The following is a 15810-nucleotide window of genomic DNA, read 5'->3' as shown; positions in this document are numbered from 1 at the left end:
TAATCCCTTAAATTAATCATTCAACTTCAGCACGGCCATAAAGGCTTCTTGCGGGATTTCAACGTTACCCACCTGGCGCATACGTTTCTTCCCTTTTTTCTGCTTTTCTAACAGCTTCCGTTTACGGGAAATATCACCCCCATAACATTTTGCGGTAACATCTTTTCGAAGTGCTTTTACGGTTTCACGCGCAATGATCTTTGCTCCGATTGCCGCCTGGATAGGAATATCGAACTGTTGACGCGGGATCAGTTCTTTCAGCTTCTCACACATTTTTTTACCTATATCATAGGCATTATCCTTATGAATAAGCGCTGATAAGGCATCAACGGTATTGGCATTAAGTAAAACATCAACCTTCACTAGCTGCGACTGTCGCATACCGATGGGTGAATAATCAAATGAGGCATATCCCTTAGACACGGTTTTTAAACGATCGTAAAAGTCAAATACAATTTCTGCCAAAGGCATATCAAAACTCAGTTCCACACGCTCTGTGGTTAAATAGGTTTGATTGGTAATTTCACCGCGTTTTTCAATACATAAAGACATCACGGGCCCTACAAAATCGGCTTTTGTTATAATACTAGCCTTAATGTACGGTTCTTCCACGCGATTAAGGGTCGACGGTTCTGGTAAATCACTGGGATTGTTAACCAAGATGATCTCATCGGGTTCTTTGTTGGTGTAAGCATAATACGACACGTTAGGTACCGTAGTGATGACCGTCATGTCAAATTCACGCTCTAAACGCTCCTGAATGATCTCTAAATGCAGCATCCCTAGGAAACCACATCTAAAGCCAAAACCAAGGGCGGCAGAACTTTCGGGTTGAAAAACCAATGATGCATCATTAAGCTGAAGCTTCTCCATGGAGTTTCTCAACTCCTCATAATCTTCGGTATCCACGGGGTAAATTCCCGCGAAAACCATGGGTTTCACATCCTCAAAGCCTTCAATCATGGCTTGTGTAGGACTCGCGGCATCAGTTATGGTATCACCTACCTTTACTTCTCGCGCATCCTTTATGCCTGTAATGAGATAACCCACGTCGCCGCTTTTAATTTCTTTCTTGGGAGTCTGTTTTAAATTTAAGGTTCCCACCTCATCGGCATAATATTTTTTGCCTGTGGCCATAAACTTAATCTGCTGTCCTTTTTTAATGGTACCGTCTATTACTCTAAAATACGTCTCTACTCCTCGAAACGGATTGTAAACTGAATCAAATATAAGTGCTTGTAGCGGAGCATCTGGTTTACCCTTTGGCGCCGGAATACGATCAATAATAGCCGCTAAAATCTCGCCTATTCCAATGCCTGTTTTTGCACTGGCAGGAATAACATCCTCAGGGGCACATCCAAGCAGATCTACAATATCATCTGTGACCTCTTCTGGATTTGCGCTTGGCAAGTCAATTTTATTCAATACCGGGATAATTTCCAGGTCATTTTCTAAGGCCAGATAAAGATTAGAAATAGTTTGCGCCTGGATGCTTTGAGCAGCATCAACGATAAGTAATGCACCTTCACACGCTGCGATTGAACGAGAAACTTCATACGAAAAGTCTACGTGACCCGGAGTATCAATGAGATTGAGCACGTAATCTTCACCTTCAAACGTATAATCCATTTGGATAGCATGGGATTTAATGGTGATCCCGCGTTCGCGTTCCAAATCCATATTGTCCAGCAATTGATCTTGCTTTTCACGCTCTGTTACGGCACCGGTAAAATCCAGTAGACGATCAGCAAGGGTACTCTTACCATGATCAATATGTGCGATGATACAAAAGTTTCTAATGTTCTTCATTCAATTGAAAATTTTCATTTTTTGTTAGGAAGGAAAAGAAATTTCTCTGCTTACATCAACCGCTTCACTTTCGCTAAAAAAATTAATCATCTCTGCACAGGGCGAACAATTAATTTTAGGTAAGCTTATTTCTTAGCAGTTGGAGATATTCAGCGTCTTTCCATCTTCAAAAACGTGTGCAAATATACGCTAAATAGGGATAGAAATTATGATGATTCAAAGTGCAACAAAACCTAAAAAACAGTACATTTACCACCCATGACCGTCAAAATCAAACTCTTTATCCTGTTTTTATGTATTGCTTCGGAAGGAGTCATTGCCCAGTTCAGCATACAAGGTACGGTTGAAACATCTTCAAAACAGCCTATTGCTTACGCAAATATTATTTTGTCGAATACTGAAGATGAAGGAGTTAAAGGTACAATCAGCAGTGAAACCGGAAGCTTCTCTTTAGAGAATATCTCCCAAGGTAACTATGTCCTTTCGGCTAGTTTTGTGGGGTTTACCAGCTTTGTTTCAGACACCTTACTAATCAATAAAGACCAATCTTTTCCTACAATAGTCTTAAAAGAAGATACCGAAAGTCTGACCGAAGTGGCGATTTACTCCAAGCGCCCTGTGATCACGAAAAAAGTGGATCGATTGGTGTTTACAGTAGAAAACACGATTGCTTCGGTAGGATCTACAGCAGAAATACTTAGACGCACTCCGGGAGTGGTTTCAGCCCAAGGGAATTTAATGATCAGGGGAGAGGCGGTAAGTGTCTACTTTAATGGACGTAAAGTGCAGCTAAGTGCCGATGAGCTTAATAATTACCTGGAAAATCTTTCCGGAGAAATCATTAAAGAGATTGAGGTCATTACGAATCCGCCGGCATCTTTCGAAGCCGAAAGCGGACCTGTACTTAACATCATCACCGGTAAATCATTGTTCCCGGGTTATAAAGGAAACATCAACGCCCAGGCTACCTATGCAGTTTTCCCTAAATATCAAATAGGAACGAGTCACTTTTATAAAAATGAAAAATTAAATGCTTTTTTCAACTACAATTATAATCCGCGAAAAGAATTTAAAGAAGACGAGAGTTTTATCAATTATCAGGAATTAAACGGAGATCCAATTGCCAACTGGAACCTGGATTTTGAGCGTACGACGCGAAAAAGGGCGCATAATGCGAACCTCATGTTGGACTACGAACTTAATAATAAAAATACGCTGCGTTTTTCTGCCACGGGATTCTTAAACCCTAAAATGACCTACGATAATAAGACGCTGGTTGATGTAGACGTCCAAGATGGGATAGATTATGAAATTACCACCTTAAGCAACCTGGATCATGATGAGCAGAATATTGCACTGGACCTAAGCCATGAACTTAGCCTAACTTCAGGAAGTTTGAATACAAATGCGCATTATACTAATTACAGCAGAGATCGATTACAGCGCTTAAACTCTGTGTATACAGATGGCAGGGAAGATGTACGGTTTAATACAGATGCAGTACAGGACATTGAAATTTTTACTGCACAAGTGGATTATAGTAAAACCTATGGTAAAATCGCTGCAGAGGCTGGCGCAAAAGCATCTTTTATAGATTCCAGAGCACGATTTGATTTTTTTGATGTAGCTCCTAATGGTACTGAAACATTGAGTACAACAAACTCTGATGACTTTATATACGACGAAGAGGTTTACGCTGCCTACATAAGTGCAACACGCGACTGGGAAAAATGGAGCGCTAAAGTAGGGTTAAGAGCGGAGCAGACATTTAGTACTGGAACTTCGCTATCTACCGATCAGGATGTGAAACTGGAATACCTGGAATGGTTTCCTTCCGCTTTTGTGCAATATACCATCAATGATAATCACAGCTTGTCGTTTGATTATAGTAGGCGACTAGAGCGACCAAAGTATCAGGATTTAAACCCCTTTGCCTATTTTATCAACGAAAATAGCTTTTCGAAAGGGAATCCTTTTTTAGTACCCTCTTTTGCTAACCGATTTAACCTCAATTATACGTTAAAAGGCAACTACCTATTCGATTTCTATTATCGGGATAATGGCGAAAACATTTTGACGTTGCCCTTGCAAAATAATCAGGCACAAAACTTACGCACAGATCGTCAAAACGCATTGGGTAGTAAATCCTGGGGCATTGATTTTACACATTGGAGATCTGTCAACGACTGGTGGTTTGTTTCTACCTATATGTCGGTTTTTCATGAAGAAGAAACATTTTTGGCCACAGAAACTAATAATGCCGAAGTCACGAATGAAGTTGATGGTTACTACGGCTACTTGGCGAACTATTTCACGTTGAGTAAAAAGAGAAACCTCACAGCTGAAGCCTCCATAGAATATATGTCACGCTTTTTGGTAGGATCATACCAAATAGAACCTTATGCAAACCTTATTGTAGGAATGCGCAAAACCTTTTGGAACAAACAAGCTGTACTTACCCTGGCTGCCGAAGATTTGTTAGGCGAAGCCAATTCTTTTTTAATATCCCGTTATCTCAATCAAGACAATGGTTTTAAAGCAGTGCCCGAAACCAGATTCTTTAGAATAGGATTTACCTATAATTTTGGAAACTTTAGGCTCAGCGATAACCAGCGTGCAATCGATAAGGCAGAACGGGATCGGTTAAGTGAGGAGTAGTGAAAAGATGACGTCATTAATCCTTTCTTATTTCCCTAAATTCATCTTCAAAAAGAGATGAAGTAATTTCTCTACCCGCCTTATTCACATGGATAGGATCGTAAAAATAACCATTGGTTTTAATCGCATTAGAATGGTTGATCAAATAAGCGTTATCAGGCAAAGAAGTAATAACGAGATTTTTCTTTTGATAAGGTGCGATATAGATGATTGGTATACATTTATTTTGTTGAGCCAATGAAATTAATTCATTCACCATGCGATTTGTGATACGGTGTTTTTCACTTTTAACGAGGATAGTATCACTTCGCTTTTCTTTGATTGAATTAGGATAGGAGTAATTTCCTTTGTCATCAAAGCGATTTCTTTTATTAGGTTGAAGCGCAACATTGATCGACGGAAAGAAAAGCTCCAGATTATAATACGAATAACCAAATAGAGGGAGATAATTGCTCCAGGTTAAGGGGCGTACGATTCCTATTTCATACGTTGAAAAATGATCATGAACATACTCTTGAGTTCCAAAAGGCATAAACCTATAATCATTGTTCCCTAAACTCGTAGACGATAAGGTGAAATGCTGGTCATCTAGAGTCAAGACGCAATAATCAGCAGTATATCCAGACTTAAAAAAATGCTGTAGCATCAATAGGTGGGTTTTCAAATCGGTGTCATCCATGGAAAGATTAAGGCCTTTTGTACTTAGACTATCATCAATTTGATTGGTGTCTAAGGTGGTTAGTCCACGGCTTGACCCCAATACGATATAATCTAACTTTTTGTTACTATCAATCGCATTAACCAAAAAACTGGGTTTATAAAAGGTAGATTTTTTAAGAAAATAATTTGCACCAAAAGCAAGGATGTTTCCTAAAACAAATAGGAGTAAACCATAGGCGAGAAGTTTAGCTAAAAATTTCTTCATGTTAAAACTGAAAATAAATAAAACTCGCCTGATTCTTAAAAGCTCCAAAAAATAAAATTAACAGACTGATCATCACGAGATAGCGAGGAGAAAGCTGAATCTCAATATGCTTTTTACGTTCAAAGATAATTTCTGTAAAGAGTAAGATTAGAATTCCTATAATGGCAATAAGCGATATTAAAAGGTATTTTTTGCTTTGCATAAAGAAATTTCCGGTGGCAGTCGTTCCAAAGATATTTGCAATATAGTTAACCGCATCGTTAACAGAATCTGCTCTAAAAAACACCCAGGCAAAACACACTATGGTAAAAGTCAATAGGGTATTAAGAAACACCCGCCATCTGGCTTTGGACACCTCTTTCTTTAAAAATTTGGTTTGAATAAAGAGTGGCACATACAATAAACCGTGAATTACTCCCCAAATAATAAATGTCCAATTAGCACCGTGCCAAAATCCACTAACGACGAAGACGATAAAAATATTACGTAGTGCTGCTACCTCTCCCTGCTTGCTTCCGCCAAGCGGAATATACAGATAATCTCTAAACCAGGTAGACAGCGAAATATGCCAGCGTTTCCAAAAGTCACTTACGTTTTTTGATAGATACGGAAACTTAAAATTAGTCATCAAATCAAAGCCAAATAAACGGGCCGTGCCAATTGCGATATCAGAATAACCACTAAAATCTCCGTAAATCTGAAACGCAAAAAACACCATACCAACAATAAGTGAAACGGAAGATTGTCCGCCATAATCTGCAAAGACGCCATCCACAATCACTGCAGCATTATCGGCGATCACCATTTTCTTAAACAAGCCCCAGATGATGAGTTTAACTCCAGATGTGGCTACTGAATATTTAAATTTTCGTGGCACATAAAATTGTGGAAGCAAATGAGCAGCACGTTCAATGGGACCCGCCACTAACTGCGGGAAAAAACTTACAAAGGAAAAAAATGAAAGCGCATCCTTAGTCGGGGTAAGTTGCTTGCGATAGATATCAATGGTATAGCTTAAGGTTTGAAAGGTGTAAAAGCTAATACCTACCGGTAAAATGATGTTTAAACGTGAGGCTTCAAAGGATTGTCCAAACAGGGTAAAGGCTTCGGCAAAGCTTTCTGTAAAGAAATTAAAATACTTAAAGAATCCTAAAAACCCCAGGTTGACCAATAGACTAAGGAGTAGATACATTTTACGCTTCCGCGCAAGCTGTTCTTTGTGGATTTGTATTCCCAACACATAATCCAGCAATGAACTAAATACAATCAATCCTAAAAACCTCCAATCCCACCAGCCGTAAAAAATATAACTGGCAATAAGCAGGAGAATGTTTTGTCCTTTTCTATTTCCTTTAAGGACAAACCAAAAGAGAAAAAATACCAGTGGCAGGAAAAGAGCAAATTCGATGGAATTGAAAAGCATGTGGACTATCTAGTAATGGGCAAAAATAGAATAAAGGGTGAAACTAGTAAACTTTAACTTTGCAAATCGCTGCTTATTCCTTCCACTCTGCAATAAATAAATTTGTATCTCTGCCACCACCATTGTTTCGGTTTGAGGAGAAGGCCAGTTTCATACCATCGTTAGAAAATACAGGGAAGGCATCAAAAGTTTCGCCGTGGGTGATGCGCTCTAAATTCTTTCCGTCAAGGTCAATCATATATAGATTAAACGGGAACCCACGTTCTGCCTCAAAATTAGAAGAGAAGATAATTTTCTCTCCGCTAGGATGAAAAAACGGACTCCAATTCGCATTTCCCAATTTGGTCAATTGGCGCAAATCACTACCATCTGCATTACAAATAAACAGCTCCATTTCAGTGGGCTGTACCAAACCTTGGGCGAGTAAATCTTTATATTCTTTGACCTCTTCGGGTGTTATTGGGCGTGAAGCGCGATAGATGATTTTGGTACCATCTGGAGAAAAGAAAGCCCCGCCATCATATCCCAGCTCATCGGTAATTTGCTTCACGGCTGTACCATCAATATTCATGGTGTACAGCTCCAGGTCTCCGCTACGCGTTGAGGTAAACACAATTTTATCACCTTGAGGTGAAACCGTGGCTTCGGCATCATAGCCGGGTTCATTGGTAAGTTGACTAGTTATATTTCCTTCTAAATCAGCTGTAAAAATGTCATAGCTATTGTAAATGGGCCAAACGTATCTTCCGTTTTTTCGCAAGGGAGCTTCGGGACACTCCTCATCCACTAAATGGGTTGAGGCGTAGACGATGTGTTGATCATCGGGTAAAAAATAGGCACAGGTTGTTCGACCTTTTCCGGTAGAAAGCATGGGTGGTGTTTTATCCAAAAAAGTTTCTTCGGCTTGCATTAAAAACATCTGGTCACAGCCTACATTCCATTTTTCGGCATTGGATTGAAAGACCAACATGCTGTCGTTAAAACTCCAGTAGGCTTCTGCATTATCACCTCCAAAGGTAATTTGACGTATGGACGCAAAGTATTTTTCTTCAGGATAAATAAGACTGTCGGGATTTTTTTCTAAAGCAGTATCTGGCAGAGGAGTAGTCTTTGACTCCTTACAAGAAGCCGTTAAAATAAGAACAAAAACAAGAAGAGGGAGTCGCATGAGAATAATTCATTAATTTTACACAAAAATAGTATTCTCTATGAACAAGAGCTGGTTAGGAGTATTTTTTATTATGATGGTTGGATGTAAGGAACAAACGCAGACTGCTATCAGTATGAAAGATGATGTGAAATTTCTTGCCAGCGACTCGTTGAAAGGACGAGAAACAGGCACTGCGGGTGAAATTGCTGCAGCTGAGTACATCGCTTCCAGGTTTGAACAGATCGGCTTATCCAAAAAAGGACAGCAAAACAGTTATTTTCAGACGTTTTCATTTAAGCCAAAGTCTGATCCTCATCAACAAATTACGTTTACTAATGATCAAGGGGATCAAATGATCACCGGAACCAACGTAATCGGGTTTTTAAACAACGAGGCTAAACATACGGTAGTGATCGGGGCTCATTATGATCATTTAGGTATGGGTGGCGAAGGTTCGCTTCATCGAGAGGGCGAAGCCATTCACAATGGTGCAGATGATAATGCCAGTGGTGTAGCCATTATGTTAGCATTGGCAGATACGTTACAACAAGCAAAAAACCTTCAGAACAACTATTTATTTATCGCATTTTCTGGCGAAGAAATGGGTTTGCTAGGATCTAATTATTTTACCAAAAACGCTACGCTTCCGCTTGACGGCATAAACTATATGATCAATATGGATATGGTGGGCAGACTTAATGAAGAAAGAGCATTGGCGGTTCACGGAGTTGGAACATCTCCCGTGTTTTCTCAAAGTTTATTCAGTTCTAATGAAGATTTTAAATTAGTAGAGCATGAATCTGGTGTGGGCCCTTCTGATCACACTTCATTTTACCTCAATGATATCCCTGTACTTCATTTTTTTACCGGGCAACACGCTGACTATCACAGACCCGGGGATGATGCTGAAAAGCTTAACTACACCGGGATGAAAGACATTAAGGACTTTATCTACACGCTTATGCTTGACCTTGATGATAATGGGGAGCTTGCGTTTAGAAAAACAAAAGATGAAAGTGAAGAAGTCCCCCGATTTAAAGTTGCTTTAGGTGTAGTACCCGATTATCTTTTTGATCGAAAAGGCATGCGTATTGATGGAGTGAGTGAGAATAAACCCGCTCAAAAGGCTGAGCTTAAAAAAGGGGATGTGGTGATTCAATTAGGAGCGCAAAAAGTAACTGATATGATGAGTTACATGAAAGCCCTATCTGCCTTTGAAGAAAAAGATACTACCACCGTGACCGTGAAAAGAAAGGATACGATATTAAAACGAAAAATTACCTTTTAATATGGGCGTTAAGATTGGAGATATAGAATTGAATGATTTTCCATTGCTGTTGGCTCCCATGGAAGATGTGAGTGACCCGCCATTTAGAGCATTGTGTAAAGAGCAGGGAGCAGATGTGGTGTATACCGAATTTATATCAAGTGAAGGCCTTATTCGAAACGCAGCCAAAAGCACCATGAAGCTGGATATTTATGAAAAAGAACGCCCCGTGGGGATTCAGATTTTTGGCGCAAACCTGGACAGCATGCTGGAGGCAGTAGATATCGTAGAAAAATCTAATCCAGATATTATTGACATTAACTTTGGCTGTCCCGTAAAAAAAGTGGTGAGCAAAGGTGCCGGTGCGGGAATACTTAAGGATATCTGTTTGATGGAAAGTCTTACCGGTGAGATCGTAAAACGCACAAAAATCCCGGTGACCGTAAAAACACGTCTGGGGTGGGATCATGATTCCATCAGAATTGTTGAAGTTGCAGAGCGATTGCAGGATGTAGGGATTAAAAGTATTGCTATTCATGGTCGTACTCGTGCGCAAATGTATAAGGGGGAAGCCGACTGGAAGCCTATCGCAGCGGTAAAGAACAATCCGCGGATGCACATTCCGGTTTTTGGTAATGGCGATGTCAATACACCAGAGCGCGCTGTAGAGATGAGAGATCAATACGGCTTGGATGGTGCGATGATCGGTAGGGCCAGCATAGGCTACCCTTGGTTTTTTAAGGAAGTTAAGCATTATTTCAAGACAGGGGAACATGCTGCACCTCCTACGATGGAAGAACGTGTAGCCGTTGCTCGCAGGCACCTAGAAATGTCGATCGCCTGGAAGGGTGAAAAATTAGGCGTTTTTGAAACCCGAAGACATTACACTAACTACTTTAGAGGGATACCAAACTTTAAACCTTTTAGAATGAAAATGGTTACCAGCGATCACTCTGCAGATGTATTCGCAGCGATGGATGAGGTATTAGAAGAATTTGGCGACTTTCAGTTTGCTTAAACCAGCGCTTTTCTAACGCGGCTGGCACCTATGTATGAAGCAATTAAACCTAAGCCCACAATGGTAACCAATACTAAGATAATATTAAAAGCTTCAATTTTCACGGGATAAGGAAGCGAAGGAGTAATCATTTTCAATGCGAATTCTTGTTGCAGCCAAATGATCAGGACTCCTAACAACAATCCCAGGACTCCGCCAACAATAGAAATTAGCGATCCTTGAAACATAAAAATCTTTTTAATGTTAGCCGGCGTAATGCCAAGATTATAAAGTGTTTTAATGTCTTCGCGTTTATCTAAAATAGCCATGATCAGCGCTCCTACCAGATTGAATAAAGCAACAATGACCACCAACACGAAAATGAGGTAAAGCGCAAGATTTTCTGTATTGAGCATTTTGTAGAGCTTATCATTAAGTTGGGCTCTGTTTTTATAGATCAGGCTTTCGCCGAAGATATCGTTTAGGGCGTTGATGACGTTTTCTTCGGAAGCGTTTTCGCTAAACTTGAGCGCTATGCCGGTATATTGATTATTCTCGTAATCCAGTAAATCCCGCATAAAATCTATGGATCCATAAATAACCGAAGAATCCAATTCTTCATTTACACTGTAAATCCCTGAAACAATCGCTTTTTTACTGGTAAACGCATCGGTTGGATTGGTGATTTGACCTTTCCCGGGTTTAGCGACAATCACACGCAATGGCGACACATAATCAAACGGAACTAATGATAAGGAGCGTGAGAGGGAACCTCCAATCACTAATTGATCTTCGGCTTGATTAAGCCAAACACCATAAACTAAAGCAGAGTCAATATTAGTAACTTCGCGGTAACGCGTGTCTACACCTTTTAAAATAGGCGTATCATTTTTATTTTTAAAATCGAGTAATACGCGCTCTTCAATACTATAAGAAAAAGATGAAATCAAAGAAAGTTGCTCTAGTTGCTTTTCTTGTTGAGCAGAAACATAAAACGACTTTCCCTTTGCAGGAAGAAGTTTTAGATCAGGATCAATATCATTAGAAAATGCCGTGCTGAATTCTTTTAATCCGGCAAAACCAGATAATACTACAAAAAGAGCTAGTGCTCCCGCAAAAACACCTGCACCGGCAATAAGCGTAATAATATTTATGGCATTATTAGAGCTTTTCGTTACGGCATAACGTTTAGCAATGTAGTAGGCAATATTCACTTTCCGGCTTGCTTGCGTTTTGGCAGTAAATCTCTGTCTTCAATAGGGTTATCATCACCTTTAAGTGCATTATCAATACCTTCAATATAATCTAAGCTATCATCTACGTAAAATCGTAGCTCAGGCATTCGGCGTAGCTGATTTCTAGTGCGTTGTGCAATTTGATGTTTTATGGAAGAAGAGGCTGTATTAATTTCAGAAATTAATATGGCTGTATTCTGCGTAGGGAAGATACTTAAGAAACATTTTGCATTAGAAAGGTCCGGGGTCACGCTCACTTTTGTCACTGAAACGATGATGTTATGATGACCACTCTCTTTTAATGCCTGTTGAATGACCTCGGCGAGATCTTTTTGAATGATCCCGGCAATTTTTTTCTGTCTGTTTGTTTCCATATTGCAAAATTAGTGGATTTGATTACAACATACGGCTATTATGCAGTAAAACATGTCGGTTTAAAAACCAATCCTTATTTTTGATCGTATATATGAAACAGTACGATGAATAAGATAGAGCATATAGGTATAGCAGTAAAAAATCTTGAAGAGGCAAAAAAAACGTTTGGGACTTTACTCAAGTCAAGTTGTTATAAAGAAGAAGAGGTTGAGTCAGAGAGTGTAATTACCTCTTTTTTCAAAACCGGAGAAAGTAAAATTGAGTTGTTGGCAGCTACATCACCAGATAGTCCAATCGCCAAGTTTATAGAAAAACGAGGTGAGGGAATTCACCACATCGCTTTTGATGTAGATGATATAAAAGGGGAAATTAAGCGGTTAAAGAAAGAAGGTTTTGACTTGATACATGAACAACCCAAAAAGGGAGCAGATAATAAACACATCGCTTTTTTGCATCCACGCGCGGGGCATGGGGTTTTAATAGAATTATGCCAGGAAATGTCATAATCTGGTAAAAATTTAGTGATCAACGCTAATTTGTTTGGTGTGTTAGATAATTTATATATTTTTGCAAGCTCAATTAACCGGACCCATAGCTCAGCTGGTTAGAGCATCTGACTCATAATCAGAGGGTCGAAGGTTCGAGTCCTTCTGGGTCCACAATTGAAGCTTAGTTTTAGATAAGTTCTAAGCAATTTGAAATAGTGAAAATATTGATGGACGAGAAGCCTGTCCTTAGCAAAGTCGAAGGGAGTCCTTCTGGGTCCACAATTGAAGATTAGCTTTAGATAAGTTCTAAGCAGTTTTAAATAGTATGATGCTTTTTAGAAGTATCTAAATAGTTGTCGAGTGTATTTCTTTTTGGCACAAGAAATGCAATGAGGTAAAGGAATAGTAATGCGATTGACGCCTGTTGAGAATGTAAAGAAATACTTAACATAGCAAGCGATAAAGATTAATAAAACCTTAAGGTTTACGTAATTTTTTGCTTGTAAGTTTGAAATCGCTAATTTAGCCAACGTATGAGCCCCAAATATAAGTACATATTAACCAGTCTTTTAGTTTGCCTGTTCTCGGTATCAGGTATTGCTCAAATAGGCGGTGGAACACCTCCGCCCCCTCCTCCAGGTCCACCCCCCCCACCAGGATTACCGTTGGATGCAGGTATTGCTATTCTTGCAGCAGCGGGATTATATTATGGTATTAGAAAGGTGCGAAGCAAGTAGTTTGCTATTTTCGTATTTCCATGAGGCGGGTTACATACTTTCCGATTACGTCAAATTCAAGGTTTACCAGAGTTCCCTTTTTGTACATATTAAAATTGGTGTGTTCGTAAGTGTAGGGTATAATAGCGACACTAAATTCATTTTTTCTTGAGCTTACAACAGTTAGGCTTACTCCATTCACGGTAATTGATCCTTTTTCAATGGTTACATTTTGTAGTGAACTATCATAAGAAAATGTGTATTCCCAACTCCCATCTTTTGTTTGAACATTAGTGCAGGTGGCTGTTTGATCAACGTGCCCTTGTACAATATGTCCATCTAACCGATCGCCCAGCTTCATGCCACGTTCAAGATTAAGCAGATCTGTTTCCTTCCAGTGCGACATGCTGGTTTTTTGCAGGGTTTCTTGAATTGCTGTGACAGTATAAGTGTTATCTTTTATGGAAACCACCGTTAAGCAAATACCGTTATGTGCTACACTTTGATCTACCTTTAATTCTGACGTAAAAGAGCTCTCAACCGTAAGATTTAAATTATCATTTTGGTATTCAAGGGATACTATTTTACCTAAATCCTCTATAATTCCTGTAAACATCTTTACCTTGTGTTAGATTGGTTATTTTTGTGTGAGCAATGTAGTATTAATACAACACAACAACGATTAAAAAAGTAATAAAAGAGCATATGAATCGCCTCAATGTAGGAATAAGTATAGGAGATATTAACGGGATTGGCCCAGAGATTATATTGAAAACCTTTGCAGATTCACGTATGACAGAATTCTGTACACCGGTAATATTTGCCAACGTTAAACTGATATCTTTTTTTAAAAAACAATTCAATTTACAGGGGATAAATGTTCACGGCATTGATGATGTTGCTAAAATTGTAGAAGGTAAAATTAATCTGGTGAACGTTTGGTCAGAAGCAACCGAAGTCAATTTTGGAAAAGAAGACTCTAAAGCAGGAGAGTACGCCATTCGCTCCTTAAAAGCTTCAGTAAAGGCACTTAAAGATCAAGCGATTGATGTATTAGTAACGGCCCCAATACATAAGAAAAACATTCAGTCTTCAACTTTTTCTTTTCCGGGACACACCGATTTTTTAGCGCAAGAATTGGATGGTGAGGCTCTAATGTTCATGGTGACAGATAGTTTAAAAGTTGGGTTAATCACAGATCACGTCCCCGTGAAAGACGTTTCAAGTAAAATAACTCCGGCGCTTATCAAACAAAAAGTGTTCAAAATGCACGATAGTTTGGTAAAGGATTTTGGTGTTAGAAAGCCTAAAATTGCGGTGTTAGGCATAAATCCCCACAGCGGAGATGATGGAGTGATAGGGAATGAGGATCAAGAGGTCATGATACCTACTTTAGATGAGCTTAGGGCTGCGGGTAAATTAGTGTTTGGACCTTACGCGGCAGATGCTTTTTTTGGCTCAGGAAATTATAAAAATTTTGATGCGGTGTTGGCAGCATATCACGACCAGGGGCTTATTCCATTCAAGACATTATCTTTTGGAGAAGGAGTAAATTATACTGCCGGTTTATCTCATGTAAGAACTTCACCCGATCATGGAGTGGCTTATGATATTGCAGGAAAAGGCATTGCAGATGAGAGTTCCTTTAAAAAAGCTCTGTTTGAGGCCATCTCAATCCATAGGAAAAGAGAGGAATATGCAGCGTTGACTGCCGACGTGTTGAAGAAACAAAAAAGAGCGCGATAAAATCCACATTGATAACTTGTTAATAAGATTTTTTTATATCTTTGCATCCGCTTTTTAAGAAGCGTGCCGTTCAAAAGAAAAAGAAGATGAAGGATTTAAAGGAATATACGATTCCTTTTGTAGGATTAAAAGTAGGTAATCACCTGTTTGAGTATAAAGTCGGCAAAGAGTTCTTTGAACATTTTGAATTTGATGAATTCAATGAAACCAATCTGGCCGTTGAGCTAAATTTGCTCAAAAAGACTACGATGATGGAATTGAGTTTTACCATTAATGGTACCATCAATATAAATTGTGACGTTACCAACGAACCTTTTGATCAATATATTGAAGCAGAGCATCACGTAGTAGTGAAGTTTGGCGACGCATATAACGATGAACATGAGGAAATTTTGATATTGCCTCACGGCGAATATGAATTACACGTTGCACAATACGTGTATGAGACCAGCGTTCTCGCGGTTCCCTCAAAACGCGTTCACCCGGGTATTGAAGATGGCACATTAAATTCAGACGTATTAGACAAGCTTGAAGAGTTAAGCATTAAAGAAAATAATGACCCGGCAGGAGAAGAAACAGATCCTAGATGGGACACCTTAAAAAAATTATTAAACGATAAATAATACAAAATTATGGCACATCCTAAAAGAAAAATTTCCAAAACAAGAAGGGATAAGCGTAGAACACATTATAAAGCAACTGTGCCTCAAATCGCTACAGACCCTACCACTGGTGAAGCACATTTATACCACCGCGCTCACTGGCATGAAGGAAAACTTTATTACCGTGGTCAAGTATTAATTGACAATACAGAAGAAGTAGAAGCATAAACTTATCTTTATTAGATAATAAAACTCCCTTAACATAAGGGAGTTTTCTTTTTTATATACCTTACAATACTTACATTGTGAATAGGTTTGTATAATTTGAGTTGAATAAGTTTGAAAAACAATTTACTTTGCGCACCTATTTATTAGAATTTTAGTAAATTTCTTTCTGGTTTACATTGAAATAATTTGCA

15 protein-coding genes and 1 tRNA gene are annotated in these 15810 nt (G+C 39.1%); 9 read left to right on the top strand and 7 right to left on the bottom strand.

Annotation, left to right across the window (positions count from 1 at the left end):
* Nucleotides 1-12: 12 nt before the first annotated feature.
* Nucleotides 13-1809 (bottom strand): translation elongation factor 4, encoded by a 1797-nt coding sequence (gene lepA / locus ABD000_RS09510; protein WP_343766512.1) that lies wholly within the window; start codon nucleotides 1807-1809, stop codon nucleotides 13-15.
* Between the two features lie 258 nt (nucleotides 1810-2067).
* Here lepA and ABD000_RS09505 point away from each other — a divergent pair, with 258 nt between their 5' ends.
* Nucleotides 2068-4467 carry a TonB-dependent receptor domain-containing protein gene (locus ABD000_RS09505; protein ID WP_343766509.1) on the top strand — a complete coding sequence of 800 codons (2400 nt, stop codon included), beginning with the start codon at nucleotides 2068-2070 and terminating at the stop codon, nucleotides 4465-4467.
* 16 nt (nucleotides 4468-4483) lie between these two features.
* Here ABD000_RS09505 and ABD000_RS09500 read toward each other — a convergent pair whose 3' ends face one another.
* The 3 genes from ABD000_RS09500 to ABD000_RS09490 all read right to left on the bottom strand — a co-directional run bounded on the left by ABD000_RS09500 (nucleotide 4484) and on the right by ABD000_RS09490 (nucleotide 7983).
* Nucleotides 4484-5392, bottom strand: coding sequence for a hypothetical protein (locus tag ABD000_RS09500; protein WP_343766507.1), 909 nt, complete (start codon nucleotides 5390-5392; stop codon nucleotides 4484-4486).
* Between the two features lies 1 nt (nucleotide 5393).
* Nucleotides 5394-6815, bottom strand: a complete 1422-nt coding sequence (locus ABD000_RS09495) for an MBOAT family O-acyltransferase (RefSeq protein WP_343766505.1) — start codon at nucleotides 6813-6815, stop codon at nucleotides 5394-5396.
* A 73-nt stretch (nucleotides 6816-6888) separates the two neighbouring features.
* Nucleotides 6889-7983: a TolB family protein gene (locus ABD000_RS09490; protein ID WP_343766502.1), complete on the bottom strand. Its 1095-nt coding sequence runs from the start codon at nucleotides 7981-7983 to the stop codon at nucleotides 6889-6891.
* A 40-nt stretch (nucleotides 7984-8023) separates the two neighbouring features.
* Here ABD000_RS09490 and ABD000_RS09485 point away from each other — a divergent pair, with 40 nt between their 5' ends.
* Together ABD000_RS09485 and dusB are read left to right on the top strand one after the other, a co-directional pair.
* The gene (locus tag ABD000_RS09485; protein ID WP_343766500.1) at nucleotides 8024-9253 is read left to right on the top strand and encodes a M20/M25/M40 family metallo-hydrolase; all 1230 of its coding nucleotides are present in this window, start codon (nucleotides 8024-8026) and stop codon (nucleotides 9251-9253) included.
* 1 nt (nucleotide 9254) lies between these two features.
* Entirely contained in the window at nucleotides 9255-10250 is a 996-nt protein-coding gene (dusB, locus tag ABD000_RS09480) for a tRNA dihydrouridine synthase DusB (protein ID WP_343766498.1), read from the top strand.
* Here the strand turns inward: dusB and ABD000_RS09475 are convergent.
* Both ABD000_RS09475 and rbfA read right to left on the bottom strand, forming a co-directional pair.
* Nucleotides 10247-11443 carry an ABC transporter permease gene (locus tag ABD000_RS09475; protein WP_343766497.1) on the bottom strand — a complete coding sequence of 399 codons (1197 nt, stop codon included), beginning with the start codon at nucleotides 11441-11443 and terminating at the stop codon, nucleotides 10247-10249. The genes dusB and ABD000_RS09475 overlap by 4 nt on opposite strands.
* Nucleotides 11440-11838, bottom strand: coding sequence for a 30S ribosome-binding factor RbfA (gene rbfA / locus ABD000_RS09470; RefSeq protein WP_343766496.1), 399 nt, complete (start codon nucleotides 11836-11838; stop codon nucleotides 11440-11442). Before rbfA ends, ABD000_RS09475 begins: the two co-directional genes overlap by 4 nt.
* A gap of 105 nt (nucleotides 11839-11943) precedes the next feature.
* On the opposite strand from rbfA, the gene mce reads away from it, so the two are divergent.
* The 3 genes from mce (at nucleotide 11944) to ABD000_RS14040 (ending at nucleotide 13064) form a co-directional block, all read left to right on the top strand.
* The gene (gene mce, locus ABD000_RS09465) at nucleotides 11944-12345 is read left to right on the top strand and encodes a methylmalonyl-CoA epimerase (protein WP_343766495.1); all 402 of its coding nucleotides are present in this window, start codon (nucleotides 11944-11946) and stop codon (nucleotides 12343-12345) included.
* Between the two features lie 79 nt (nucleotides 12346-12424).
* Nucleotides 12425-12498: transfer RNA gene (locus ABD000_RS09460), tRNA-Ile, on the top strand.
* A gap of 362 nt (nucleotides 12499-12860) precedes the next feature.
* Complete coding sequence (locus tag ABD000_RS14040; RefSeq protein WP_425545358.1) at nucleotides 12861-13064, top strand: PID-CTERM protein-sorting domain-containing protein; 204 nt, start codon at nucleotides 12861-12863, stop codon at nucleotides 13062-13064.
* A 4-nt stretch (nucleotides 13065-13068) separates the two neighbouring features.
* Here ABD000_RS14040 and ABD000_RS09455 read toward each other — a convergent pair whose 3' ends face one another.
* On the bottom strand, nucleotides 13069-13659 hold the full coding sequence (locus ABD000_RS09455; protein ID WP_343766493.1) for a riboflavin synthase: 591 nt from the start codon (nucleotides 13657-13659) through the stop codon (nucleotides 13069-13071).
* An 89-nt stretch (nucleotides 13660-13748) separates the two neighbouring features.
* On the opposite strand from ABD000_RS09455, the gene pdxA reads away from it, so the two are divergent.
* From pdxA to rpmF, 3 genes are all read left to right on the top strand, one after another.
* On the top strand, nucleotides 13749-14789 hold the full coding sequence (pdxA, locus tag ABD000_RS09450) for a 4-hydroxythreonine-4-phosphate dehydrogenase PdxA (RefSeq protein WP_343766491.1): 1041 nt from the start codon (nucleotides 13749-13751) through the stop codon (nucleotides 14787-14789).
* Nucleotides 14790-14875: 86 nt separating this feature from the next.
* Nucleotides 14876-15412 carry a YceD family protein gene (locus ABD000_RS09445; RefSeq protein ID WP_343766489.1) on the top strand — a complete coding sequence of 179 codons (537 nt, stop codon included), beginning with the start codon at nucleotides 14876-14878 and terminating at the stop codon, nucleotides 15410-15412.
* 9 nt (nucleotides 15413-15421) lie between these two features.
* Nucleotides 15422-15619 (top strand): 50S ribosomal protein L32, encoded by a 198-nt coding sequence (gene rpmF, locus ABD000_RS09440; RefSeq protein WP_343766486.1) that lies wholly within the window; start codon nucleotides 15422-15424, stop codon nucleotides 15617-15619.
* Nucleotides 15620-15810: the final 191 nt, after the last annotated feature.

This window comes from Gangjinia marincola, assembly GCF_039523415.1.
GTDB lineage: Bacteria > Bacteroidota > Bacteroidia > Flavobacteriales > Flavobacteriaceae > Gangjinia > Gangjinia marincola.
Note: the sequence above shows the minus strand (reverse complement) of the source record. Positions and strands in the feature narration are given on the sequence as shown.